General features: G+C 42.9%; 23 protein-coding genes. 10 read left to right on the top strand and 13 right to left on the bottom strand.

Going from position 1 to position 23,175, the window contains the following annotated elements:
* The first annotated feature begins 1 nt into the window (after nt 1).
* Nucleotides 2–1,087: an ABC transporter ATP-binding protein gene (locus tag EES38_RS00210; protein WP_124935160.1), complete on the top strand. Its 1,086-nt coding sequence runs from the start codon at nt 2–4 to the stop codon at nt 1,085–1,087.
* Between the two features lie 64 nt (nt 1,088–1,151).
* Here the strand turns inward: EES38_RS00210 and EES38_RS00205 are convergent, their stop codons facing one another.
* The 3 genes from EES38_RS00205 to EES38_RS00195 are packed head-to-tail and all read right to left on the bottom strand — an operon-like array spanning nt 1,152 to nt 5,912.
* Nucleotides 1,152–2,120, bottom strand: a complete 969-nt coding sequence (locus EES38_RS00205; RefSeq protein WP_439333231.1) for an L-threonylcarbamoyladenylate synthase — start codon at nt 2,118–2,120, stop codon at nt 1,152–1,154.
* Nucleotides 2,121–2,136: 16 nt separating this feature from the next.
* Nucleotides 2,137–4,542 carry a DUF2309 domain-containing protein gene (locus EES38_RS00200; RefSeq protein ID WP_166434178.1) on the bottom strand — a complete coding sequence of 802 codons (2,406 nt, stop codon included), beginning with the start codon at nt 4,540–4,542 and terminating at the stop codon, nt 2,137–2,139.
* On the bottom strand, nt 4,542–5,912 hold the full coding sequence (locus tag EES38_RS00195; protein WP_124935157.1) for an NADH-quinone oxidoreductase subunit L: 1,371 nt from the start codon (nt 5,910–5,912) through the stop codon (nt 4,542–4,544). Before EES38_RS00195 ends, EES38_RS00200 begins: the two co-directional genes overlap by 1 nt.
* A 98-nt stretch (nt 5,913–6,010) precedes the next feature.
* On the opposite strand from EES38_RS00195, the gene EES38_RS00190 reads away from it, so the two are divergent.
* Together EES38_RS00190 and EES38_RS00185 are read left to right on the top strand one after the other, a co-directional pair.
* Entirely contained in the window at nt 6,011–6,886 is an 876-nt protein-coding gene (locus tag EES38_RS00190; RefSeq protein WP_124935156.1) for a LysR family transcriptional regulator, read from the top strand.
* A 79-nt stretch (nt 6,887–6,965) separates the two neighbouring features.
* Nucleotides 6,966–7,511 (top strand): hypothetical protein, encoded by a 546-nt coding sequence (locus EES38_RS00185; protein ID WP_124935155.1) that lies wholly within the window; start codon nt 6,966–6,968, stop codon nt 7,509–7,511.
* A 31-nt stretch (nt 7,512–7,542) separates the two neighbouring features.
* Here the strand turns inward: EES38_RS00185 and EES38_RS00180 are convergent, their stop codons facing one another.
* The gene (locus tag EES38_RS00180) at nt 7,543–8,046 is read right to left on the bottom strand and encodes a phenolic acid decarboxylase (protein ID WP_208020393.1); all 504 of its coding nucleotides are present in this window, start codon (nt 8,044–8,046) and stop codon (nt 7,543–7,545) included.
* Between the two features lie 102 nt (nt 8,047–8,148).
* On the opposite strand from EES38_RS00180, the gene EES38_RS00175 reads away from it, so the two are divergent.
* Nucleotides 8,149–9,018 (top strand): LysR family transcriptional regulator, encoded by an 870-nt coding sequence (locus EES38_RS00175; RefSeq protein WP_124935153.1) that lies wholly within the window; start codon nt 8,149–8,151, stop codon nt 9,016–9,018.
* Nucleotides 9,019–9,073: 55 nt separating this feature from the next.
* Here EES38_RS00175 and EES38_RS00170 read toward each other — a convergent pair whose 3' ends face one another.
* The 7 genes from EES38_RS00170 to EES38_RS00140 all read right to left on the bottom strand — a co-directional run bounded on the left by EES38_RS00170 (nt 9,074) and on the right by EES38_RS00140 (nt 16,559).
* On the bottom strand, nt 9,074–10,462 hold the full coding sequence (locus tag EES38_RS00170; RefSeq protein ID WP_124935152.1) for an amidase: 1,389 nt from the start codon (nt 10,460–10,462) through the stop codon (nt 9,074–9,076).
* A 53-nt stretch (nt 10,463–10,515) separates the two neighbouring features.
* A complete protein-coding gene (locus EES38_RS00165; protein WP_124935151.1) occupies nt 10,516–11,334 on the bottom strand; it encodes an ABC transporter ATP-binding protein in 819 nt (272 codons plus the stop codon).
* Nucleotides 11,331–12,158 carry an ABC transporter ATP-binding protein gene (locus tag EES38_RS00160; RefSeq protein ID WP_124935150.1) on the bottom strand — a complete coding sequence of 276 codons (828 nt, stop codon included), beginning with the start codon at nt 12,156–12,158 and terminating at the stop codon, nt 11,331–11,333. The genes EES38_RS00165 and EES38_RS00160 overlap by 4 nt, the downstream gene beginning before the upstream one ends.
* Nucleotides 12,155–12,973 (bottom strand): ABC transporter permease, encoded by an 819-nt coding sequence (locus tag EES38_RS00155; RefSeq protein ID WP_124935149.1) that lies wholly within the window; start codon nt 12,971–12,973, stop codon nt 12,155–12,157. Before EES38_RS00155 ends, EES38_RS00160 begins: the two co-directional genes overlap by 4 nt.
* Complete coding sequence (locus EES38_RS00150) at nt 12,973–13,917, bottom strand: ABC transporter permease (RefSeq protein ID WP_166434177.1); 945 nt, start codon at nt 13,915–13,917, stop codon at nt 12,973–12,975. The genes EES38_RS00155 and EES38_RS00150 overlap by 1 nt, the downstream gene beginning before the upstream one ends.
* A 33-nt stretch (nt 13,918–13,950) precedes the next feature.
* Nucleotides 13,951–15,444, bottom strand: a complete 1,494-nt coding sequence (locus EES38_RS00145; protein WP_124935148.1) for an ABC transporter substrate-binding protein — start codon at nt 15,442–15,444, stop codon at nt 13,951–13,953.
* Between the two features lie 191 nt (nt 15,445–15,635).
* Nucleotides 15,636–16,559: a LysR family transcriptional regulator gene (locus EES38_RS00140; RefSeq protein ID WP_124935147.1), complete on the bottom strand. Its 924-nt coding sequence runs from the start codon at nt 16,557–16,559 to the stop codon at nt 15,636–15,638.
* Nucleotides 16,560–16,722: 163 nt separating this feature from the next.
* Here EES38_RS00140 and EES38_RS00135 point away from each other — a divergent pair, with 163 nt between their 5' ends.
* The 4 genes from EES38_RS00135 (at nt 16,723) to EES38_RS00120 (ending at nt 19,298) form a co-directional block, all read left to right on the top strand.
* Nucleotides 16,723–17,271, top strand: coding sequence for a sigma-70 family RNA polymerase sigma factor (locus tag EES38_RS00135; RefSeq protein ID WP_124935146.1), 549 nt, complete (start codon nt 16,723–16,725; stop codon nt 17,269–17,271).
* Nucleotides 17,272–17,350: 79 nt separating this feature from the next.
* Nucleotides 17,351–18,334: a permease gene (locus EES38_RS00130; protein WP_124935145.1), complete on the top strand. Its 984-nt coding sequence runs from the start codon at nt 17,351–17,353 to the stop codon at nt 18,332–18,334.
* A gap of 8 nt (nt 18,335–18,342) precedes the next feature.
* The gene (locus EES38_RS00125; RefSeq protein WP_124935144.1) at nt 18,343–18,582 is read left to right on the top strand and encodes a thioredoxin family protein; all 240 of its coding nucleotides are present in this window, start codon (nt 18,343–18,345) and stop codon (nt 18,580–18,582) included.
* 83 nt (nt 18,583–18,665) lie between these two features.
* A complete protein-coding gene (locus EES38_RS00120) occupies nt 18,666–19,298 on the top strand; it encodes a tetratricopeptide repeat protein (protein WP_124935143.1) in 633 nt (210 codons plus the stop codon).
* A gap of 23 nt (nt 19,299–19,321) precedes the next feature.
* Here EES38_RS00120 and EES38_RS00115 read toward each other — a convergent pair whose 3' ends face one another.
* Nucleotides 19,322–19,927, bottom strand: a complete 606-nt coding sequence (locus EES38_RS00115; protein WP_124935142.1) for an alpha/beta hydrolase — start codon at nt 19,925–19,927, stop codon at nt 19,322–19,324.
* A 182-nt stretch (nt 19,928–20,109) separates the two neighbouring features.
* Between EES38_RS00115 and EES38_RS00110 the strand changes: the two genes are divergently transcribed.
* Complete coding sequence (locus EES38_RS00110) at nt 20,110–20,706, top strand: HutD/Ves family protein (protein ID WP_124935141.1); 597 nt, start codon at nt 20,110–20,112, stop codon at nt 20,704–20,706.
* Between the two features lie 13 nt (nt 20,707–20,719).
* Here EES38_RS00110 and EES38_RS00105 read toward each other — a convergent pair whose 3' ends face one another.
* Nucleotides 20,720–22,072 carry an MFS transporter gene (locus EES38_RS00105; RefSeq protein ID WP_243694120.1) on the bottom strand — a complete coding sequence of 451 codons (1,353 nt, stop codon included), beginning with the start codon at nt 22,070–22,072 and terminating at the stop codon, nt 20,720–20,722.
* A gap of 149 nt (nt 22,073–22,221) precedes the next feature.
* On the opposite strand from EES38_RS00105, the gene EES38_RS00100 reads away from it, so the two are divergent.
* Nucleotides 22,222–23,169: an ADP-ribosylglycohydrolase family protein gene (locus tag EES38_RS00100; protein WP_208020376.1), complete on the top strand. Its 948-nt coding sequence runs from the start codon at nt 22,222–22,224 to the stop codon at nt 23,167–23,169.
* The last annotated feature ends 6 nt before the right edge of the window (nt 23,170–23,175 follow it).

Raw genomic sequence — 23,175 nt, 5'->3', positions numbered from 1 at the left:
TATGTCACGGATAGATTTAAAACAGGTAGAAAAACGCTACGGCGATGTGGAAGTATTGAGAAATATTAACCTCAACATAGAAGAGGGTGAATTCGTTGTCTTGGTTGGACCATCTGGATGTGGGAAATCAACATTACTGCGCTCAATTGCTGGTCTTGAAGATGTCACCGATGGAAACATTGAGATTGGCGGGAAGATCATGAATGATATCGCACCCAAAGACCGCGACATTTCGATGGTTTTTCAAAGCTACGCATTGTATCCCCACCTTTCGGTAGCTCGTAACATGGGCTTTAGCCTAGAGGTACGAAAGTTACCCAAAGACCAGATTGAAAAAGCAGTAAATGAAGCCGCTGATATACTCAATTTAACGCATCTTCTGGATAGGAAGCCAAAGGAATTATCAGGTGGTCAACGTCAGCGTGTCGCGATGGGGCGAGCTATCGTCCGTGATTCGAAAATATTTTTGTTCGATGAGCCACTATCTAATTTAGACGCTCAGCTACGTGGGAAAATGCGCGTCGAAATTAAAAACCTTCATAAGCGACTTGGTAATACAATCGTATATGTCACTCATGATCAGGTTGAAGCTATGACGCTTGCAGATAAAATTGTTGTGCTCAATCATGGTTTAATTCAACAGGTTGGGACTCCACTTGAATTATATGACAATCCGGTTAATAAATTTGTAGCTTCTTTTATTGGTTCGCCGTCAATGAACTTTCTGGACGGTGAGCTCGTTTATCACGATCAACACGTTTGCTTTTGTATTAATGAAACGTCATTAATTCCAATTCCTCAGAGTGATATCACGATAAATCAGTACGGTAATGTGGAAATAGGGATTAGACCAGAGAATATGGTTATCTGTGAAAAGGACGAGCCGTATTCAATACCGGTAAAAGTTAGTTTAATCGAGCCCACAGGTATTTCTGAGTTAATCCATGGAAAAATTGGAGACCAATACGTTACGATTTTTAGTACCGAGCGTTGTGGGGCGGACGTTGGCGACACAATTTATATTAACTGCCAGCAAGATAAAGCACTCTTGTTTGATAAAAGTAGTAAGAAACGCGTTATTATTTAATAAGTTAAGAGCCCCTTTGGGGCTCTATTATTATTGGGGCTCTATTATTATTGGGGCTCTATTATTATATTGGTAGTGCTGCCCGACTGATTCGGTCATTAACAGCATTCCAATCTTCTCCTTTCGGTGGCGTTTCTAGCCATATTTCATCTGCGTTGAGCTTGTCTGCTTCTGCTAGATATCGATACAGTTTTGCGCCGAATTGGTTTGCATCATGGGGCATTGGTATAGAAGACACTCCATCAACAACGCTGATTTCCGAAGTATGAAGTACAACTAATCTTCGTCCTGTATCTCGTTTAAGCAGTGAGTCACTGATATTCTCAACCAAACGAAGAAGTGTTTTAGGTTGGTAGTGGCTTCCAACGTTTCCTGGCACCGATACGTCGTGATGTTCAGGGTATCCGACTGGCATCTGAATGATGTTACTGATTTGACGAGCAGTAATTGGGCCGGCGCGGAGAATATTAATGTCATCGGATGTTAGGTCCAATATTGTCGACTCAAGTCCAAACAGGCAGTCGCCACCGTCAATAACTGCGTCTATTTTTCCATCTAGCCCTTTTAAGACCTGATTTACGTTAGTCGGACTCAATTGCTTATAGGGATTGGCTGATGGCGCAGCAACCGCTAATTTATGTTGTTCAAGCAACTGGAGTATTACCGGGTGAGAGGGCATGCGTATAGCGATCGTATCGAGTCCACCAGTTACTACTGGGGAAACATGTGGTGCTTTTCTCAGTAAGAATGTCAGAGGACCAGGCCAAAACGTCGCCGCAAGATTATAAGCAATGTCTGGAATATCGGTTGCCCAATCAGCAAGTTGAGAGATATCCCCTATATGAACGATAAGTGGGTGATTAGCGGGTCGGCCTTTCGCCGCAAAGATACGTTTAACAGCATCCGGTTGAGTTGCGTCTGCTGCCAGGCCATATACTGTTTCCGTTGGAACTGCGACAAGTTTGCCGCTACTGAGTAACTCAGCAGCGGCTTGAGTATCTTGAGTATTGCTACTCAGAACTAGTGTTTTCAACAAATTATCTCCGGTACTACTTCTGTATCCAGTGTTTCTTGTGGTATTGCCAAACTTGGTTATTCTCATCGATTTGATATAAGAAGAGCCAATTATTATCGATAAGCGATGACACATCGCTATGACGAGCCATGATTGCTTCGATTGCTTCCTTCGGCGCCTGAATAAAGGTGCTTAATCTTACTGGTTGATGACGATACTGTTTTCCATCATGAACCGATTGAGTCGACAGCCCAATACGCAAGTCACCCCCGTTGCCTTCAAAAACACCAATGTGTCCACCTACAACGTTATGCAGTAGTTTATTGCCACTACCATATTTCTCGGGAATTGTGACCGATGCATAATACTGTAAATTTATCCAGTTCATAACCAGCAATGGTGCTGTCATGATTCGTTCTAGCTGCGTGAACTCAGGATCTTGGCTTACATGATATTCATGCAAAAAGGCACGGCCGGAGAAATCGATATCTTTTGTTAGCGTTCTTGGAGCAATAAATACGCCTGCGTTGTTACATAAGCCCCATTCAGGCCTCATTTGTGCCCAGTTAGTCGCTCTTTGTTTAAAGAAACGGTTCACTTCATTTTGAGTGGGTGCTTCTTGAGTATCAAATTGCTTAGCACGGTTATTACGTGCAAGGTTTGATGCTTCATTGATTTCCGCAAGCCAAATAGCGTCCGCTGGTGCATCGAATACAGTAATATCATCGGTCGTGGTATTGTGAATCGCCGCATAGAAGTGGGTATCGTCAGGCACGGTAACATCAAACAGTTTCATCGCCTTCCGAACATCCACGTCATTTAAAAGATGTGCTAAGACTTTAACATTGACTTCTCCTGTTTGACCTCCGCAGGCACCACAATCGAGGCTAGATGATGTGTGGTTATTACATGTTTGACTACCATGTCCGGTGAGAAGAATGTTCTTAGCCAAGCGTTGGCTAATTCCCATTGCTTTGAGAATACCAGCACCTAACTCTGCTTTTTGCTCGACGGATAATGCGATTTGATTCTGTTTCAATTCCCATTGATCATTCGGACGAGCATCACGGTTAACCGGATTCTCTGTTCCATGTTGAAGTACGACACGTTTGAAGAGGCTGACTAGTTTTAATAAGCCACCAGCTTCAACCATACCGAGGTTTGAGGAAGGTTTTTCAAGGCTATTTTGCCATCCTAACTGGGTTAAACGCAGCCAACGCTCTGGTTGCATTTTTGTCTGTTGAGCGACTAAATTAGGTGCTAAAAGTCCTGGTAGCTGAGGTCTTAAAATACTTCCATCACGTGTTTGATAGGCAATCGGAATACCAAAGAAACCCGCAAAGCCCAATGTTTCGATACCTTTCACTTTGGTCTCTAATGCTCGGCGCATAGGTTCTGATCGAACATCGATACAAAAGATCGCTTGCGTGTCCGGACGAGTAAGTTGGTCGGGTTTACTTACCGCTTTAACTTGTTCGATCCACGATGTCTGTATGCTGAGCTCTAAAGCGCGTTGCCAAATCCATAACGGTTCTGACTGCTTTTCTGCCATATAGTACATCTGAGTGATATTCGATGCTTGATTACGAATTACATGGCGTATATTTAACGCTGTTTCAGGACGTTTCTTGAGAAGCCATTGCATTAAAACAGTATCCCAGGCGAGAAGTATTGCCGTTAGACCCAGTGTGTGTGGTACAACCGTATCTTGTTGTTTTAAACCCGCTTGCCAATCTAGCCACGATTGCCAACCAGCCCAACCCGATAGTTGGTGGAGTGATGCGCGCATAAAGGCATATGTGCCATCTTCGTCAACCCACACATCTTGCCACTGGTTACCCGCCAGTTCGAACAAATCCGATATTGTAGCGGGAAGTGCTGAAAAGTAGCTAAGAAGATTCACGCCTAATAGTGTTTTGATCCCTTTGTCACGACTAACAACTTCTAGCCAACTTTGATAAAGATGCTCTCCATTTTTTTCATTCGAATCAAAGCGCTCAGGATATTGGTGATATAAAGCAATAAACTGACTGACTTGTTGTACGATTTCTTGAGCCCAACTATGTCCTTGTGCTGATGGAATCTCTTCATCCATCAACATCGCCAGCGTTTTCCAACGAACGCTGAGTGACGAGTCCTTATCGATATCTTCTTCTAGCTGTTTAGGCGTTAGTTTCGTCCCGGACAATTCGACAGCCTGAGCTAAGTGGATAGGCTGAATTTGTTTTTTCCAAAGCTGGCGATAATAGTCCTTATTCATCAAACCTGTTTCGCCAGTTATTACTGCTTGCTCAGCAAGCGCTTTTTGTACTCTTTCATGGCGTAGAGGCCACCATGGGTTAACTGCAACCGATTGATCCAGCGGCCACGCAGGGGCGATAGTTGATGAGACACGTTGTGCAAGTTGTGCGTATGGAAGCGCTATTTTTTCTTGAATCATTATTTTGCCTCTGGTTTTTCTTGCCATTGTTCGTGTTGTAATTTGATTAGTGATTCGCTTGGCCACCATTTCAGTGTTAAACGTGTAGCCCATTCATCCAAATAAGCTCCCGCGTTTAGCCATATAAACAGTCGTTTCACCCAACGAATGTGAGGCCAGTATTGCAGTGCAATTGAAAGACTGAACAAGGATGCGAATAATAAGGCGACGAAAATGTCAGCATATATATTGAGTGGCGTATCCAGCCCTACAAGTACCGCAAGGTGGTGTTTGGCTGTCGTATATAGTGTAAGTAACCCTGCCGCAAACAGCAGAGTAATGATGACGCGCGGTACAAACGCTCTATCGAATCGAGTCAGACTTGGTAGAATCAGTGCAGCAAGAGCAAAGAGCACAAGCATGGTTGCTGCAGCGCTCGTCATGACGGCAAATTGCCATTGTGCAATCGCGAGTAATAAACACGAAAGGACCAAGGACGCTGTCCAATGCCCAACTTTAGGTTTCACCTCACCAGCCAGCTTCGCTGCCAGATAGTGGTTTACAGTATTGCCACTATTTAGGAACGAGTACGCTTTATAAAATGAGTGGGCAAAAAGATGTAGGAGGGCCATTTCATAAAGCCCCAGCGCGATTTCCACTAACATCAAACCCATTTGTGAGCTTGTAGACCAAGCTAATTTTACTTTGACGCTAATTCTTGTCGTACTCACTAGCCCAGCGATGATCGTACTCACACCCGCAAGAACTATCACTAACCAGCATGCTAGGCTGCACAAAGCCAGGACAGGTGCGAAGAAAAGCAACAAAATGCCGCCTAAATTCACAATACCAGCGTGTAACAATGCTGAAACTGGAGTTGGTGCCTCGACGACTTGTATTAACCAGCCGTGCATTGGTAATTGAGCACACTTGATTAGAGCAACTAGAGCGAGCAGCACGGCTGCGATGGTTAAATTAATTGTCCCATGGCTAAGCAGAGCCGCTTGCGCAGTAATATCGCTGATATAAGGTGTATTAAATTGGCTATAAAGAGCGACAAAAGCACCTGCGAGAAGCAGTTCACTGAAACGTGCGAGTAAGAATTTCTTATGCGCGGCCAATTGAGCTCGTGCCCTGTTGGGATAAAATAGAATAAGGCGGTGAAGACAGAGGCTGACGCTAACCCAAGCGGCCCAGAATACCAACAGATGGTTACTGACGATCACGACCACAACTGCTGATATGGTCATGAGTAACGAACGGATAAACCGAGAACGGTCCGCTTCGCCACTAAATGCGACCCAGCTATAACGTAATATCGTAAAACCCAAAATCGCGATCAAACCCAGTAACATGAGTTTGAGGGGTGTAACTAAAAACACTGAAAACATGACAAATCTCACACATCAAATCTTGTGTGTATTTTGAAATTCTTAATTCGTTAAGTAAAATATATAATTCTTTAGTAATCGTTCACTTTTAGAGAATCATGGGCAGACTTAATTACCACCACCTGTATTATTTCTGGCAAGTAGCCAAACAGGGCAACCTTACACAGACAGCGCAGAGACTGCATATTTCTCAATCAGCATTGTCGGCACAGATAAAGCAATTAGAACAATCATTGGATGTTCAGTTATTTATGAGGCAGGGCCGTTCACTCATTTTGACGGAAAGTGGCTATCATGCTTTGAGTTATGCTGATGAAATTTTTAAGAACGGTGAAGAGCTCGAAACGCTTCTAACAAGCGGTAAAGCATTGCCCGGTGCAACACTAAGAATTGGAATACTTTCAACCATTTCGCGCAACTTTATTGAACAATTTATCCAACCATTGATAAATCAGAACGATTGTCGCTATACCTTACAGTCGATGAGTCAGACAGGATTATTGAATGCGTTGAGTGAATTACAACTAGATATGGCGCTCACGAACATAGCGGTGCGTGGGTCTAACAAGCAACATTGGCAGACGCGCGTTCTTGCCAGACAAGCGGTCGCAATTATTGGTCCCCCTGGACTGGATTTAGACAGTAAACTCGGAAGTAGTTATCAAGAGAGGAAGTGGGTATTGCCTTATGGAGAAAACCCGTTAAGAGCCGCCTTTGATGCTTATGCTGCGCAGTATCAACTTCATCCCGACATTATTGCTGAGTCTGATGATATGGCAATGCTCCGTCTACTTACTCGAGACACTGGAGCATTGGCTGTTATGCCTGAAGTTGTAGTTAAAGATGAGTTAGACCATGGGATATTGAAGAGTTATATGCAACTCCCTAACGTTTATGAGAACTTCTACTCGGTCACGGTTAAACGGAAAGTGGTTCATCCTAAGTTGGATTTGTTGATACGACCATTACTCTAAGGCCCAATATTAAGGGGTTCTTAAGTTTCACCTTGTAATCTGGTGTTTATCAATACGATTTAATCGGAGCACATCAATAGTGAAAAAGGTGATACTGCTGTTTAGTCTGTGTCTTATTGCTATCTTAGGATACAAAGTGTACGGCTATTATGCCGACTTGCATTATTTGCCTATGGATATGACGTGGAAATCAAAGCAGTCAGGGTTCTCTGATAGTCGCTTCCAAATCTCTCGTACTGCCGATACTCACCAACTGGTATTGAGACAAGTCAATCGTAACAGTAATACGGCGCTGTACGTCAGTACGACATTGAATAATCATTTTGATGTCTTTATTAGTATCCAAGCGGATTGTGACAAAGACAAAATATATCCCGCGCAAATAAATAAGCCCAGTTTACGATATATTCAATTTCACTGTGATGCGAATGGGCACAAGCTGTCGTTTAGATATGCTTGGAAAAAAGCACAGCCTTTTGTTATCAATATTGCGGATAAAAAGATAGATTTTGTCCCAGGTGAGTGGGATTTAGCGTTGCTAAAAAAAGATCAGTTTATGCAGTTGCACAGTAACTTTTTTCGTGGAAAAAGTGATCAAATAGTATATGACTGGCGTAGGGACTAAAGAGCCCTTCTGTAAGGGCTCAAAAGAAATATCACTGCAGATTTTTTGGGAAATCTTTAGGTAACTCACTCGCTGCACAATTAATTACCGTTTCATCGTTTTGACCACAGTCTCTGACAAAGGTAATGGTAGCAAACTCATCGATCACTTCGGTTGGATAAGCTGGACCAGCATCTCGGTATGCTTGCATCTGAGGAATAAAGTCGTTTTGAAAGCAGACGGTTTTTTTCGGATCGTTGATTATCCAGCGAGGAAAGAAAATCGTACCATGGAAGACTTTGTCTGCGAGATTCACTATAAGGCTCACGTCTGTGCCTGTTGGTTCTGTCCATGAGATTTTGTAGATATCGGATGCGACTCTAACCAAGAAAATCTTTTGGTCTTTTACCCAGCGGTTACCGACGATACCACTATGGATCCGGTAATCCATAGTTTCAGCGTTTTTAACGTATATTTCGTAATTCCATCCGTTGTCGTAAGTATAAACAAGATGTTTGCCAAGAAGGCCGGAAAGGTCTGATTTATTAAACATAATTCCTCTCTTTTATAGTCGTTTTTATTCGTTAGAAATACTATAATCAAAAATAATTTTATGTAATAACGCTATTTTTGAATAATAAACCTCAAGAATTTTTATATGTTTTCAACAACGTTAGAGCAATGGATGCTTTTGGAGTCCATTATAGAGACAGGAAGTATTGCGAAGGCAGCAGAGAAGCATTGTCGTAGCCAACCTTCTGTAAGCTATCAAATTAACCAGTTACAAGAGAGACTAGGCGTCAAGCTACTCGAATTAAAAGGGCGTAACCTTGTCTTAACCACAATAGGCTCTAAGCTACTCGAGCAGGCTTCTCTTCTTTTAAGAGAATGGCAGGACTTAGAACAGCAGGCTCAAGCTTTAACGGATAACTCTCGGCACTCAATTAGCTTAGTGATCGATAGCCTTTTTCCTAAAAGTAGGCTGTTTAATGCATTGAAAGAGTTTAATAACGATCACCCCTATACTCAGGTGCATGTGAAGGAAATTGTGCGTGACGAAGGTGTATTGCAAATCGATAAGGGTATCGGTGACCTGTATGTTGTTAGTGTTCCTGATGACTACAAACACCCTAAAACACTGACCGCATCGCTGACATTTATTTTAGTCGCTCATAGTAGTCACGAAATTATGCAGATTGATGAATCAAAACGTACCAGCCGACTGTATCGCTATCCAACGATCCAGATTGTCGACAAAGAAAATCAGACGATTGAGCATAATGAAAATCACTATGGGGAAAGTTGGTATTTTACATCCGTAAACTCGGCGATAGAGGCGGTAGTGAATCAATTAGGAATAGGTTGGTTGCCCGAGACCGAGATTAAGCATTTATTGGATGAAGGCGTATTGCAGCGTATAGAGCATACCAATGAGACGGAGCGTATCACAAAACTTTACTGTATCCGAAGTGCCGCAGAAAAATATGATCAATGTATTCAGTCTTTAGCGAATGCAATATTGCGATAGGATTGAAATTCTAGAAAAACCGAAATACGGCGAATATTTCGGTTTTCAATTATGCTTACGAGAACGTTGGCCAGCTGGTAATTTCGCCTCGCCACAGTTCGTACGCTTTGGCTAAAGCGATAACTTTTAAATCGTCAAATCTAGGCGCTACAATTTGTAAACCTATTGGCATTCCTGAGTTTGAGAAACCACAGTTAATCGATGCAGCAGGTTGTTCTCCCATGTTCCAGGGAACAGTGAAAGCAATATGTTCAAACGGCTTGTGTGGATCATTGGTCGGAGAAGGCCATTCTGCCGGATAGGATACATTTGGATTGACTGGCGATAAAACGGCATCAACTTGATTAAAGACTTCCGCGCAAGCATCTCTCATCGACATTGTTGCGTCGAAACCTTTCACAACATCGACAGGGTCTGCATCACCACCAGACTTTGCCCATTCGTAAATATAAGGAAGAATAGATTGACGCTTGGCTGCGCTAAGTTCACGAATATTACCCCAAAATCGTGCACGCCAAAACACATCGAGCCCATCGAGCCATTCGCGCGTTAAAACAGGCTTTATCTCAATGATTTCAGCTCCATGGGCGGTAAACTTTTGTGCTGCTTTAATTACGGCTGCTTTGACTTCTGGTTCTGCCTCTATACCACAACCTGCGTCGAGCATCAGTCCGATTTTCATTCCTTTAACATCAGCAACAGGCACATTCCAGTCAAGAGATTCATGTTTTACAGACGTTGTATCACGCCAGTCGGGTTTCGTGATTGTGGGCATCACCATCACAGCGTCATCGACCGTTTTCGTCATTGGGCCAGCACAACGTCCGGTGTAATAGGGATAGATTGGTATCCGTCCTAACGTTGGCTTAAATCCGAACAAGCCCGTCCAACCAGCTGGTAACCTGACAGAGCCCCCAATATCTGTGCCTATGTGCAATGTGCCAAAACCGGCTGCTCCTGCTGCGGCGGCACCAGCCGATGAGCCTCCTGGATTTTGCGATAAATCCCAGGGATTACGGCTTAAATGATGAAATGTAGACAACCCCGAAGAAAGCATTCCGTAATCAGGACATGTCGTTTTGGCAAAAATGATTGCACCATCTTCTTTTAATCGTGCAGATGTTGGTGCATCGTAACTTGATGGCGTCTTCTCTGTTGCTGCAGTTCCCATAGGCACTGGGTCACCTTTAGTTGCAATCAGTTCTTTTACTGTGACTGGCACTCCGTCAAGTGGTCCCATGGGCTGTTTTTTATGCCAACGGCTTGTCGACGCTTTAGCTTGATTCAATGCTTCTTCAGGATGAAATGCGTATAACGCACATACTTTAGGCTCAACCCGTTCTATTCTGTCTAGCAGCCACGTCATATAGTCAAGAGGGCTAATTTCTCCGTTCGAAAACGCACTGACGAGCGCCCGAGTATTTAGATGATTATAATCACTCATAGTTAAAATCCATTTTAGTTCAAAAGAAACTCATCGACGGTTGGGCGCAGCCATCAAATCAGGTGACTTGAAGCTGCCTGATGGTTTTTTCGTCCAATCTCATTGAGTGTGGGTTCGGCTGATAACAACCGTTTGGTATAGTCTTGTTTAGGGTTATCTAGTACTTGTCGAACTGAGCCTGACTCGACGAGCTTTCCTGATTGCATTACTGCTACACTGTCACAAATCTCATCTACAACACCAATGTTGTGAGTTATAAACAGAATGGAAATTCCATGAATATCACGCATTTCCTTTATTAGGCTGAGAATTTGAGCTTGAACCGTTAAATCGAGCGCAGAAGTAGCCTCATCAGCGACAATGAGCTGCGGTTTGGTTATCAGCGCTCGGGCAATGGCGATACGCTGGCGCTGTCCACCGGAAAATTCATGGGGATACTTATCCATATCGGATGCTTGTAAACCGACCTGTTCGAGTAGATCCCCAATTCGTTTACGTAGTTCTTCACCTCTGGGTTTATCTTTTTCTAAATGCAAAGGTTCTGAGATGATACGTAGGACTTTATGTCTTGGGTTTAGGGAGCCATAGGGATCTTGAAATATCATTTGAAAATGCGCACGAAGTTTGCGCAGATTTGCCGATGTTTGAGCAAAAATATCTTTATTGTTAAAGATGACATTCCCGTCAGTTGGCTTATCCAGTGCCATGACTATACGGGCCAAAGTTGATTTTCCAGAGCCACTTTCACCAACAATACCGAGGATTTTTCCTCGCTCAAGATTGAGTGACACATTATCGACAGCTTTGACTTTTTTATCGCCATGACCAAACTCGCGTGAAAGCCCGACAATTTCTAAAATATTCTTACTCAAGATGCTCCCTCCAAATGAACACTGTCCATGGTCAAACCGTTACGTGTACGCCGAGGTAGGGCAGAGAGTAATTTATGCGTATATTGGTGCTTAGGGTTTCGCAAGACTTGTTCGGTTTCACCTTGTTCCATTTCATCTCCACGATACATCACCAGAGTACGATCAGCGATGCGGGCTATTACGCCTAAATCATGCGAGATAAGAATAAGACTGATACCTAGTCGGGTCACAAGAGAATCGAGGATATCGAGTATTTCTGCTTGCACAGTGACATCAAGAGCTGTAGTGGGTTCATCAGCAATAAGAAGATCTGGCTTTAACGCAATAGCGATAGCGATGCCGACACGTTGTCTTTGTCCGCCAGATAGCTCATGAGGGTAGGCATTCATTTTATTTAAAGCATCTGGTATCTGTACGAGTTCCATAAGCTTCAATGCTTCTTGCAAGGCTTCTTTCTTGCTTAGTTTTTGGTGTAAACGTAAACCTTCAGCGATTTGTGAACCGACTTTCATTGCTGGATTCAATGCCGTCATTGGCTCTTGGAATATCATGCCAATCCGTGAACCCCGAATTTTACACAACTGCTTTTCTTTCATCGCCAAAATATTTTCACCGTTGAAGAGAATCTGACCTGAAGCGCTCGCTGTTTTGGGTAGTAAACCCATTGAGGCGAGAGAAAGCACTGATTTGCCGGACCCACTTTCACCAACGATTCCAAGTGTTTCACCTTTGTCTAACGATAGGTTAATTCCATGAACCACTTCAGTTGATGCACCGCTCTGGTTTGTGAATGAGACTGTTAGGTCTTTAATTTCAAACATCATGTGAGCTGTCTCCGTCTAGGATCCGTTAGATCTCTTAATCCATCACCCAACAAATTAAGTCCTAAAACTGCAATACAGATAGTGAGGCCAGGTACTACCACTAGGTGCGGAGCCTGAGTAAGATACGTTTGTGCATCGGCTAACATTCGACCCCAACTTGGTGTAGGAGGGGCAACGCCCAAGCCTAGGAATGATAGACCAGCTTCAGTTAATATCCCCAAACCGGTTTGAATTGCTATCTGAACAATGATTTGAGACGCAATATTGGGTAGCACGTGCTCAATCGTAATTCTCGTATTATTTTTACCTGCCATTTGTGCCGCAAGAATATAATCTCTTGCCCAGATTTGTAGGGCAGCACCTCGTGTAATTCGCGTGAAAACCGGAATCATAAATACAGCTATGGCAACAATCGTAGTGATGGGACCACCGCCTAAAATAGCGGCTAGTAATATGGCAGACAAAACGGGTGGAAAGGCAAACAGAATGTCATTTACCCGCATGACAATTGACTCAAATGGACCGCGTTTGCTTGCTGCAGTCACTCCGAGTGCCGTTCCTATGAGACCACCGATAAAGATGGATGAAAAGGCAATGCCAAGTGACACCCATGCTCCAGACATGATCATAGATAATTCGTCACGACCAAATTGATCGGCACCTAAAATACCACCGCTTCCCGGGCCTTTTAAACGATTTAGAATATTAATTGCCGTCGGATCAGCGGGGGTCCAAAACTGACTTAAGATGGCACAAAAGACTAAAGCGAATGTAATAATTCCGCCGATAAGCAATGATGCTGAAATCTGTTTCATTATCTGCTCCTCAATCGGGGATCAAGCACGGTATATAACGCGTCGACGATAAAATTGACGACCATAACGATTGCTGCAAAAAATAGAACGACGTTTTGAATAACAATAAGGTCGCGTTGTGCCAGTGCCTGGTACGCAAGTGTACCGACGCCTGGTAAATTAAAGACATTTTCAACCAGTACCGCTCCGGCAATAAGAACAGATATTTGCATGCCCAGCATCGTAATTATTGGGATTAATGCATTTGGCATAATATGACGCCATAAGACGCGGTTTAAAGAGGCGCCCTTAGCTCTCGCAGTACGGACAAAATCATCGTTTGTTATTTCTATAACGGAAGCTCTTGTGACTCTGGTTAATACTGCGGCTTGTGGAATAGCTAATGCTATTGCTGGTAAGCAAAGTGCGTTAATTCCAGCCCAAAATCCCGCATCCCAGCCGGGAAAACCGCCAGATGGAAACCAGCCAAACGTGAGCGCAATGCCCATAATAAGCAGAAGCCCAATCCAAAAATTAGGTACAGCAATACCTAATTGAGAAAAGAAGGATGCAATGATATCAACTATACCGTTAGGTTTGGATGCGGCAAATGTTCCAAGTGGCAGAGAAATCATCACCGAAAGTAAAATAGCTAAACCTGTAAGGGGTAATGTCACGGTCAACCGTTCTCCGATTAACTGTGCTACGGAAGTAGAATAGGTATAAGAATTACCTAAGTCACCCTGTAACAAACCAAGCAACCAATGCGCATAACGCGTCATAAAGGGTAGGTTTAAACCAAGTTGGTTGCGTAATGACTCCAAAGTATCTGGAGCGGCTGACATTCCAAGTATAATTTCTGCCGGGTCTCCCGGGACTGCATCCATAATTAAAAAGATGACAAAGGAGACCACGAGTAGGGTTACAATTAACCCTACTAATGACTTAGTTAAGTGCTTAATCAAAACGTATCCTTGATTTAACCTAGATTGTCAGGATTATTCAGTCCAATAGGCTTCTGTAATATCGTTTGACGGTATCGGTTCATTCGACCACATACCACTAAGACCTTTTTTCCAGATACCAATTTTAGGCGCAGCGTAGAGAAACAAGGCGGGTACGTCATGAGCCAATATTTCTTGCGCATGTTTATACCCGTCTAGGCGCTGCTGTTCTGATGTTGCGTCAGCAATATTCGCCATCGTTTTGTCAAAATCAGCACTTTGGTAGTTGAAGTAATATGGATGGCGAGAGTAGATACCAATATCTAAAGGTTCTGCATGACCAATTATGGTCATATCGTAATTGGTGTCTTTGAATACGTCTTTTACCCATTTTGCTGGGAATTCTGAAGACTCTATTTTCATCGTGACACCGACCATAGAGAAGTAAGCTTGCATGATTTCTGCTGCGCGCTCAGCATAAGTACGAGTGGGAACTTTCATAGTGAAAGTAAAACCGTTCGGATAGCCAGCTTGTGCTAAAAGTTGCTTCGCTTTCGTTGGATCATACGACCACACGTGCGTTAAATCTTCATATCCGGCATCCGAAGGTGAATAATGACTGCCAATCGGTGTTCCGAGGCCTTCATTAGTTGCATCGATAATGGCTTGTCGGTCGGTTGCTAACATTAGCGCCTGTCTAACACGTTCGTCATTGAAGGGCTTTTTAGCGTTATTGATTCCGGCAACCACTTCCATGCTAGTTGTGCCGATAACTGTTTCAAAACTGCTATTTTGTTTGAATTGTTGTACTAGCTCAGGAGCGTTAAATTCTGGGATTGCATCAATACCACCGGAGTTAAGCGCGGCAGCCTGCGCTTGAGGATCCGTGATAAAACGAAACGTTACTTTGTCTAATTTCGCATTTGAGCCCCAGTATCCCGAATACTTGGTTAAGGTAACTTCATTACCACGTTTCCAGTTGCTGAATTCAAAAGGACCTGTGCCAACTGGTTGAGTTGCATTGGTTTTTTCGCTGGATGGCTCTACCATGACAGCGGCGGGATAACCTAAGCGATAGAGTAAATCTGATGAAGGTTTGTTCAGAGTGACGACCAGTGTGTCATCGCTGGGTGCTTCTACAGACTTTATTGATTTATAAAGTGCTTTTTGGGGATTCACCGAATCTGATGCTAGAATACGGTCGAGAGTATATTTAGCGGTAGCCGAATTGAATGGTTTTCCATTTTGGAAAGAAACATCATCACGTAAAGTGAAGGTATAAATGAGTCCATCGTCTGAAATGGTCCAGCTTTTTGCCAGCTCTGGCTTTACCTTACCGTCTTTATCAATTGTTACTAAACCCTCGAAAACGTTCTGCCAAACTACCTGGCCGATCGCTACAGGTGCTGCGGTGGTAGGATCGAGTCCAGATGGCTCCATGCTCATACCCAAAACTAAGTCCGTTCTTGGCTGAGCGTATGCGTTGACAGCAAACAGACACCCCACAACTGACGTTGTGACTAAAATGGTGCGTAAGTGTTGTTTCATAAGTCGGTGACCTCTTTTCAATGCGGTAAAATCCTTTTTAATCGCTATGTTACTACCTTGCCTGAAGTTATAGTGTTATTGCAATGATAATTAATAGAGCACAGTGCACTAAAAACCGTTGCACTCAAAACGTAGGGCTAGTTGGTTTTTGTACGAAAATATTAATGTAAGCACAGATTATATAACGAAATTCAATAAATCTCATGTTGCAAAGATTTTGCTTGCGCCGGTAGAAACTCTTCCAAGAATTCTGCAAGCTTTGTTGCAGCGAAACTGGGGGCTCTCGTTGTTGCTCGACCCAACTGTAAATCAGTCTTAATTTCAGATGCCTTAATAAATGGACGTACCACTAATTCCCCTGAACGCAGTTCTCGAATGACCGACATCGCAGGAAGTATTAAGACCGCCGCTCCGCGAAGAGCCAATTCTTTTTGTAATTCGAGCGAGGATGTAGTGAAGGCTGGCTCTAATGCAGTCAACCCAGCCGATCGCTGTCTTTGTTCAAAGTTACGTCTAATCCCAAATGATTTGTCTGGCATAGCAATGGGATAATGTTGCATCGTATCCAGTGCAACTTCACCGTATTTCGCTAAAGGATGATTTGCAGAGATGATCACTTCATGACGCACTGGCAGTTTGAAACGCACGTCTACTTGCGGATCGATAGGTGAAAACATAGTAACAGCCATATCTGTATCCCCATTGATTACCGCATTCATTGCTTCTTGAGCCGACGTAACTGTAACGGCAATTGATACACCTGGATACTGTGAATGAAATTCAGATAAAGCAGGCGCTAAGATAGCATTGATCGCCGCGCCATTGACGTAGATAGAAACGCTTCCTCGTTTTAAACCACGTAAATCATCTATTACCTGTCTCGCATTTTCTAAATCTCGCATCATACTTTTAGAGCGAGTTGCGAGTAACTCTCCAGCCGCAGTCAGCATTATGCCTCTTGCGCCTCGGGTAACGAGTGGGGCACCGAAGTAGTGTTCTAGGTTTTCTAATTGGCGTGTAATGGCAGTAGGCGATACACCCAAGGTTTCCGATGCCTGCCTGATTGAGCGAGAACGAACGAGCTCATTAAAATAGGTAATTGCCTGAAGTTTCATTCATTTCTCCAACACGAAATCATGAAGTATTAAATCGAAGAGTACGCGTTCAGGCAAGAAATTTTGTAACCAGACCCGATGCTGTTTCTACAGCGATCTGTATCAAATCTATGTGTTTAGAGATTGTGTATTCTTTAGATTCACTTATTTCATTGGTTACACGATGACGACTCCTCCTTGTCTTCTCAGCTCATGGCACCAATACGAGTCAGAGTTATATTACTGGCTACTCAGTCGCACGGCTGATGGTGTAATGAGCTTTGATCTGTTACAAGAAACGTTTTTACGTGCTCTTCAATTGCAAACTGACTTTTGTAACGTGAGGAATCAAAGAGCGTGGTTATACTCCGTTGCACACCATTTGTTGGTTGATGAACAGCGAAGAAGCGCAAAGCTGAGTGAGCTGTGTGAGGAAGATTTCCTTAATACTGAAATGTCAGCGGAAGTTGTTGAACCGATTGATAGTTTGGCTCAATGTTTGCCTAACGTATTGTTACACCTGAATGCAAATGCCCAAGATATTCTCAAGCGGTGTGATATAGAAGGAATGCCACAGAAAGCTTATGCCAAGTTACATTCTTTAAGTCTATCGGCGACTAAATCGCGTTTGCTCAGAGCCCGGAAACAGTTAAAATTAATACTAAAGTCACAGTGTCACATTAAATTCGATGAAAATAACCACGTATGTTGTTTTTATTCAGATACCAAATAATGTCTAAATAAAATGCATCCTTTTCATGGCTCGTCCGTCTTATTCACAGACATAAGGCTAAAACGGGGATGAAATCGAGATGTTAGCTGTCTTCACATACTTGGCGGACTGGATAACGTATCAGATCATTGGGCTGAACGAACACGATAGGGTCGCTCAAGCACTGCATTTCTTTATTGAAGATACCACTAAAATCTTAGTATTACTCATTGTTATGATTTATCTCATCGCGCTCATTAGAGCGGGACTTGATGTCGAACGTGTGCGTAATTATCTTGCTGGCCGCAGACGTGCTTTTGGTTACTTTTCGGCAAGCTTCTTTGGTGCCATTACACCATTTTGCTCATGTTCTAGTATCCCGGTGTTTTTAGGGTTCACCACCGCAGGCATCCCTCTGGGTATCACTATGGCATTTCTTATTACCTCGCCATTAATTAACGAAGTCGCTGTTTTATTGCTTTTTAGTTTGCTCGGCTGGAAATTAACAATGCTCTATATCGTATTAGGAATGAGCATCGGTGTATTGAGTGGTTGGCTTCTCGATCATTTCCGTGCAGAGCGTTGGTTGAAACCTTTTATCACACAGGCGAGGAACAAAAGAAAACAAACGATTGTATCAACCAAACCAATTAACCTTACGTTGAAAGAACGTCATCAATTTGCCAAAGATGAAGTACGAACTCTTTTTTTGCGTGTTTGGTTATGGGTCTTCATCGGCGTTGGTATTGGCGCGGGTTTACATGGTTTCGTGCCTGATGGATGGATTAACCAAAACCTTGGCGATGGTCAATGGTGGACTGTTCCGCTGTCTGTCCTTATCGGTATTCCTCTCTATTCAAATGCGACTGGCGTCATTCCTGTTATGGAAAGCTTAATCAAAAATGGTCTACCCGTTGGGACCACTTTGGCCTTTTGTATGAGCACGGTAGCAGCCAGTATTCCGGAATTTGTCATGCTTAAACAGGTGATGGAGTGGCGTTTACTTGTCATTGTATTTTGTCTACTTCTAACCGCTTTTAACATCATCGGTTGGATGATTAACTTTCTACAAATTGTTATTTAGGAGGATTTATGAAAACGTTTAAAGTATTAGGCTCTGGATGCAGTAACTGTGTTAATACCGCTAAATCAATTGAGTCTATAGCCAAAGAATTTCAGATCTCCGTATCGGTTGAAAAAGTAACCGACCCAGAAGCTATCATGAATTATGGTGTAATGAAAACTCCAGCGGTTGTTCTGAATGAGGAAGTTATACATGCTGGAGGCGTACCGAAACGAGAGCAAATTTTAGCATGGTTAAAATGTGAATAAATAGGAATAGCATGTTGGTTGTTCATTAGAATGCAACATACCAATATCAGACTCTTGTTGTTGTTTTCTAGTTTGGTATTGGTATGAAAATTGGACTAAACATATGCTTGATTTTATTGTTATATCAGGTCAGTAATGCATCTGAAGTGAACAATATTAATGCTATTGATGAAGCGCAGATTCGCTGGGCAAAATGCCAATATGAGATGGCCAACCAACCTGCACAGGAAGCATGTTTTATACATGAAATCGACTTTTTATCCGCGAGAAGCAACAAAAATATGTCGGACGAAATGTCTGTCATGCTAGCTGTTAATTATGCATCATTAGCCGGCGTCTATGGCGGCTCAAAAGGGCTTTCTCTTGCTCGCGAAGCCAAAGACCGATTAGAGCCAATTGTACAAAATACACCTAATGTTTTGAAAGGAGCAGCATTGGTTACGTTAGGTGCTCTCTATTATCGCGTGCCTTCTTGGCCAATTAGTTTTGGTGATGACAAGAAGGCAGGACGATATCTAGCTAAGGCTTACGATCTAGATTCAAAAAACTTAACAACTAACTATTTTTACGCCGATTACCTGGTCGAAACCGGCGACAAGCATCGTGCCATTGCTATTTTAGAATCTGTCATCGTTCAACAAACATCGCCTGAATCTTCGGTGATGGTTAGGGGGCGTATCAACGATATAAAAGAGCTGCTATCAAAAATAAAATAAATAGTATTCTATGCACTGTTATCTTATAGCTTCAAAAGTTTTAGCATAAATTCGGCTGCTTTTTTTGCTCCATCTATAGAGATTGTATGTACAGTACTTTCTTCAAAAAATGTTTCTACTTCGTGACCGAGACTGTTTAATCTAGATGCCGCCGATTCACTTTCGAACCAAGGTATAACGGGATCTTGTTTACCATGTACCAAGAGGACAGGGACGCTTTTGTTCGCGATATATGGCTCTGGTGATGCCAGGCGACCAGAAAATGCGACAATACCTTTAACAGGGAACCGCTCGCTACTAAGTATATCCATAGCCATTATAGATCCTTGAGAAAAGCCGACCAAAATTACATCATCTACTTGAGGATCAATTTTATGCTCTTTGAACACTTCGTTCAGCAATTCGTCGCATGCGGAGCGTGCATCGACGATTCGTTTAGGTCGAGACTCAGGTGTGACTCCCTGAATACTAAACCATTGATAACCATCGCCAAAGTCTGCCTTATACGGTGCATTTGGAGAGATAAACTGCACATTAGGGAATAACGGTTGCCATAGTGAACCTAATTCTGCCATGTCAGCGCCATTGCTACCGACACCGTGCATTAAAATAACAACGTGTTTGCTCATCTGATTTTCCTGCGGTTTATTATCATACTTATAGTGTAACTTATTCTTGTACGTGGATTAATTGGTGAATTAATTAATGATTATCAACGTAGAGGCGATAGTGTTTGCGATAACTATAATTGTATATATATTTGTGGGAGGGTTGATTAAGATGGTGTCAATCAAATTAAAGGACAGGGAATATGTCAGACATAACGTATATTCCAAGGAATCAGTTTGCTGAAGTACCTTGGAAAAATGGTAAGGGTGTTACGCTTGAGATAGACAGAAAAAATGTACTTAACAGCGAGCGTTTCAAGTGGCGTTTATCAATTGCAACCGTTGATCATGATGGGGCTTTTTCTTACTTTGAATGCTACCAAAGAATCATCAGTGTATTGCAAGGAAAGGGAATGATACTTGATGTCGATGGGCAGAAAAGCGGATCGTTATTACCATTTCATGCCTTTGCCTTCTCTGGTGATGCGAACACTCAATGTCAATTATTGGATGGAGTTATCGCAGATTTCAATGTTATTTATGACCCTTCACAGTGTTCGGCTCAGGTTGAATGGTTAGAAATACAGTCTGCTGATGACCTGCATCTAGTTCTTGATAGTAACGTCACTTATATTATTTCGGGCCAATCCAGTGTAGACCTTGTGTTAAGAGAAAAGACGTATCAATTACAGACATGGGATATCCTAAAAATTGCAGGGTCTGGTGACGCTGTCACGCTTGCTAGTGGTGATAAAAAGACGACTAACAATATGATTGGCATAGTTAAAATTAATTATTAATAACACGTCTTTGCTATTTCGTTTTCCAGCGTAATCCGCTGACCACCGCAGCAATGATTGCGAATAGACTGGCTACAACTAATGAATAATGAGTGCCGTTTTCGGTAAACATATTGAACAATAAAGCGACGATGGCTGTCCCTGTTGTTTGACCGACGAGCCTCGCTGTTCCAAGCATTCCACTGGCGCCACCACTGCGATGTTTCGGTGCGGAACTGATTATTGTGAGGTTATTTGGTGATTGAAATAACCCAAATCCGGCACCGCACAAAATCATCCAAATAGTGATCGTTATATATCCTGAATTTGGTGTGAGTTGAGAAAGCGCAAACAGGCCAGCTGAGAATAAAACCATTCCCGCGGAGCCCAATAGTCCAGCATGAATTCGCTCGACTAGTCGTCCTGAAATGGGTGCCAGAACCATTGTCGCGAGCGGCCAAGGTGTAAGAAGTAAACCCGTCTCGGTTTCACTTAGTCCCAAAGTCCGTTGAAAGTAAAAAGGAATCGACACCATCGCAAGCATCTGAGCACAGAATGAGCAGATAGATGTGCAAAGTGAAAGCGAGAAAATGGGAATTCGTAATAAGTCGACTGGTAAGAGCGGAAGCGGGTTTTTAAGTTGATGACGAACGAAGTACGATCCGATTACTAATGTCACAAACAGTTCTATAGCGACGACCCAAGGATTAACATTATGTGAAAAACTAGTGAGGGCGATAAAGAACAGCCCAAATGTAATGGCATTGAGTAAAGCACTTAAACCATCGAAGCGCTGCTTTTGCTTAATTTCATTTTGTGGCAGATATTTCATCGCCATGATGAACGCTGCGATACCGAGCGGAACATTGATTGCGAACAGCCATTGCCATGATGTAACAGCGAGTATTGCTGCCGCAACAGTCGGACCGGCAGCAGTAGATATAGCAACAACGAGCGCATTGATTGCGAGACCACGTCCCAATCTTGCTCGTGGGTAAATAAGTCTGATTAGAGCGGTATTCACACTCATTAACGCTGCGGCTCCGAACCCCTGAAGAATTCTTGCGATGGTGAGGGTGAGCAGAGAATCGGATAGGGCACAAAATAACGACATGATGGAGAAGAGTGCGAGTCCGATTTTATAAATTCGTCGGTATCCAACGATATCACCAAGCGATGATAATGAAAGTAATGTCATCGTTATGACAAGTTGATAACCATTAACTATCCAGATTGATGCGCCAGCAGACGTGTTTAAATCTGTTGCGATACTAGGGAGCGCGACGTTTGCAATTGTTCCATCTAATACAGCCATCGTGATACCCAGTGCAATTGTTAATATCGCACCTAGCCTCTGTGGCATAGGAAGTCCATCATTCGTGGTCACGCAGTCCCCTTTAAAAAATCCTTTAATTACAGTCATAGTACGTTTGCATAGGGTTTTAGTCACGCTATACCTGCGTGGCGTCAATGAATATCAAATCTTGTCTTTATAGACTTGTTCTGTTTATCCCTATTTTCCGAAGGAGTGGCATATTGGGAACGCATGCAGAGCAATTTGATATAAAGGGACTACAAGATCGAACTAGAGGCGCACTGATTGGACTTGCTGTAGGTGATGCAGTTGGAACAACATTGGAGTTTTTACCCAGGGGCTCATTTGAACCAATCAATGATATGGTTGGTGGCGGACATTTCGCGCTTAAAAAAGGCTACTGGACTGACGATACCTCAATGGCTCTTTGCTTAGGGTATAGCCTTATTGAGGCTGGTGGGTTTGATCCATCTGATCAAATGACACGTTACTGCGACTGGATGGACTATGGTTATTTAAGTAGCACTGGTACGTGCTTCGATATTGGTATTACCGTCTCATCCGCGTTAGGTCGTTTCAAAAAAAATGGTAATCCATTATCTGGCTCAAAAGCTCGCTGGAGTTCCGGTAATGGTTCTATTATGCGTCTCGCCCCAATACCGATGTATTACCAGCACTCTATGGAAGAGGCCGTTTTATACGCGGCAGAAAGTTCTCGCACAACTCATGGTTCTGACCTTTGCCTAGACGCATGCAAGCTTATGTCTTCTATTATCGTAGAAATGATCAATAGCGGAAGAAAGGTTTATCCCAGCGATTGTAAATTCATTCCCCAGACTGACGAGATAATGCTTTTGCGGCAGGGAATGTTTCTAGAAAAACAAATTGACCAGATAAAAGGGAGTGGCTACGTCGTTGAAAGTTTAGAAGCTGCAATGTGGTGCTTTTATAACACATCTACTTTTGAGGAATGCGTCTTACGTGCGGCTAATTTGGGTGATGATGCCGACACCACCGCAGCGATAGCGGGTCAACTAGCCGGTTCGTACTACGGTGTCAGTGGGATTAAAAAAAGCTGGTTAGAATCTCTACATAAATATGAGTCTATTCAGCTTCTTGCGGATAGAATTTTTGATGTTTCATATAAACGTCGCCTCAGTAGCTACTAAGAATAT

The organism is Vibrio viridaestus (assembly GCF_003856525.1).
GTDB lineage: Bacteria > Pseudomonadota > Gammaproteobacteria > Enterobacterales > Vibrionaceae > Vibrio > Vibrio viridaestus.
The sequence above is the reverse complement of the archived record's forward strand: the minus strand, read 5'-3'. Positions and strand labels throughout refer to the sequence as shown.

Coding starts and splice junctions, on each gene's coding strand:
- EES38_RS00210 (WP_124935160.1), top strand. CDS start 2: ATGTCACGGATAGATTTAAAACAGGTAGAAAAACGCTACGGCGATGTG.
- EES38_RS00200 (WP_166434178.1), bottom strand. CDS start 4,542: ATGATTCAAGAAAAAATAGCGCTTCCATACGCACAACTTGCACAACGT.
- EES38_RS00195 (WP_124935157.1), bottom strand. CDS start 5,912: ATGTTTTCAGTGTTTTTAGTTACACCCCTCAAACTCATGTTACTGGGT.
- EES38_RS00190 (WP_124935156.1), top strand. CDS start 6,011: ATGGGCAGACTTAATTACCACCACCTGTATTATTTCTGGCAAGTAGCC.
- EES38_RS00175 (WP_124935153.1), top strand. CDS start 8,149: ATGTTTTCAACAACGTTAGAGCAATGGATGCTTTTGGAGTCCATTATA.
- EES38_RS00170 (WP_124935152.1), bottom strand. CDS start 10,462: ATGAGTGATTATAATCATCTAAATACTCGGGCGCTCGTCAGTGCGTTT.
- EES38_RS00160 (WP_124935150.1), bottom strand. CDS start 12,158: ATGATGTTTGAAATTAAAGACCTAACAGTCTCATTCACAAACCAGAGC.
- EES38_RS00155 (WP_124935149.1), bottom strand. CDS start 12,973: ATGAAACAGATTTCAGCATCATTGCTTATCGGCGGAATTATTACATTC.
- EES38_RS00145 (WP_124935148.1), bottom strand. CDS start 15,444: ATGAAACAACACTTACGCACCATTTTAGTCACAACGTCAGTTGTGGGG.
- EES38_RS00140 (WP_124935147.1), bottom strand. CDS start 16,559: ATGAAACTTCAGGCAATTACCTATTTTAATGAGCTCGTTCGTTCTCGC.
- EES38_RS00135 (WP_124935146.1), top strand. CDS start 16,723: ATGACGACTCCTCCTTGTCTTCTCAGCTCATGGCACCAATACGAGTCA.
- EES38_RS00130 (WP_124935145.1), top strand. CDS start 17,351: ATGTTAGCTGTCTTCACATACTTGGCGGACTGGATAACGTATCAGATC.
- EES38_RS00125 (WP_124935144.1), top strand. CDS start 18,343: ATGAAAACGTTTAAAGTATTAGGCTCTGGATGCAGTAACTGTGTTAAT.
- EES38_RS00120 (WP_124935143.1), top strand. CDS start 18,666: ATGAAAATTGGACTAAACATATGCTTGATTTTATTGTTATATCAGGTC.
- EES38_RS00115 (WP_124935142.1), bottom strand. CDS start 19,927: ATGAGCAAACACGTTGTTATTTTAATGCACGGTGTCGGTAGCAATGGC.
- EES38_RS00110 (WP_124935141.1), top strand. CDS start 20,110: ATGTCAGACATAACGTATATTCCAAGGAATCAGTTTGCTGAAGTACCT.